This is a genomic window from Demequina sp. NBRC 110057 (genome assembly GCF_002090175.1).
In the GTDB taxonomy this organism is placed as follows: Bacteria; Actinomycetota; Actinomycetes; order Actinomycetales; family Demequinaceae; genus Demequina.
Genome location: NZ_BBRN01000001.1, coordinates 1 through 1,558 on the forward strand (window position 1 = coordinate 1; position 1,558 = coordinate 1,558).

At 63.9% G+C, this 1,558-nt stretch carries 1 protein-coding gene; it reads left to right on the plus strand.

Translation table 11 applies throughout. The annotated features are described in order from the left end of the window. On the plus strand, positions 1 to 1,509 hold a 1,509-nt coding region (murB, locus tag B7K26_RS00005; RefSeq protein ID WP_234998633.1), incomplete at its 5' end, for a UDP-N-acetylmuramate dehydrogenase. Positions 1,510 to 1,558 lie beyond the last annotated feature (49 nt).

Below are 1,558 nucleotides of genomic sequence, written 5' to 3' on the forward strand. Positions count from 1 at the left end.
GTGACGTTGCCGGACCCCGAGTTCGTCGCTGGAAGCCAGGGCTGGAGTGTGTCTCGTCGCGCCGGGCGCTCGCGCGTCACGGTGGCGCGTGGTGGAGCAGAGCGCGGAAACCACGTGTGGACGGACTTCCCCGAGCCGCTGACCAAGGGCGGTGGCTACCGCCTGAAGATCGACTGGACGCCCACGACCGCGGGTGCGACGGTCAACCTCCACCTCCGCAAGCCCGAGGACCAGACCTTCCACGTCATCGGCGAGGTGGAAGTCGGCGAAACTTCCGGAAAGCCCCGCGTCGACACCGTCGACTTCATCGTTCCAGAGGCCGGTTACTCGCAGTTCATGCTGGGCGCGCTCCACTTCACTGGGCGCAAGGCAGGCGCAGAGATTCGTAGTATCGAGCTCATCCAGGTGCCCGCCGCCGCGCTGGCAGCTGCCCGTGATGACAAGGGTGGCGCCCCCGCAGCGGAGGCGCTGGCGATCCCGCCGAACACGCCGAACCGCGAGCAGATCATCCTGAACGTCATCAATGATCCTCAGGTGCAGCAGCTGAAGGACCGGATCCTCAGCGTGGTCCCCGAACTCACGCTCTATGTCGGGCGTGAGATGAAGGAGTACACCTGGAACAAGGTCGGCGGACCCGCCGACCTGCTCGCACTTCCGCAGACGGTGGACCAGTTCCAGCGACTCGTCGAGCTGGCCATCGAGAACGACGTTCCCTACCGCGTGCTCGGACGCGGCTCCAACGTGATCGTGCGCGACGGCGGTATCCGCGGACTCGTCATCCTCACCGGCGGCCTCAACGAATTCCGCTTGGAAGAGGGAAAGTTCATCGCGGGTGCCGGTGCGAGCTTCATCGAGGCCTCGTACTTCCTACTGGAGAACGGCCTGTCCTCCCTTGAGTGGGCCTCGGGCATCCCGGGAACCGTCGGCGGTGCCGTTTTTATGAACGCCGGCACCAACGTCAGTGACGTTCGCGCCACCATCGAGTCAGTGACGTATCTCGACAGTCGCGGGCAGATCAAGGTCGCCAAGAAGCACGACATCGTGTGGGGGAAGCGCTTCACGACCTTCCAGCAGCACCCCAACTGGATCATTCTCGAGGCCACCTTCCTGACGACCCCTGCCGACAAGGATGAGCTCTCCAAGAAGATGACGCGCACCGTTCAGGTGCGTGAGAGCCACTTCCCGCTGGAGAGCCCCAACCACGGCTCGACGTTCAAGTGGTGGCGCGCGCCGCGCCTCATCATGCAGTCGGGACTGAAGGGCTACCGCATTGGCGGGGTGCAGATTTCTACGAAGCAGCCGGGGTTCTTCGTCAACGTCAATCAGGCCACGGCTTCGGACTACGAGGCGCTCGTGAACTACACGATCGCTCGCGTCTACGAGCACTCGGGGTTCCTGCTGGAGCCCGAGGTCGAGTTCATTGGCGAACGACCGCACCGTTACGAGCGTTACACCACTGAGTCGCCCGTGACCGATCTTGAGAAGAAGGCGACCGGACCCCAGGCCTAGCGGCCGGGGAACGTGAAGACCACCGAAGTGAAGGACGATTCTCAGATGG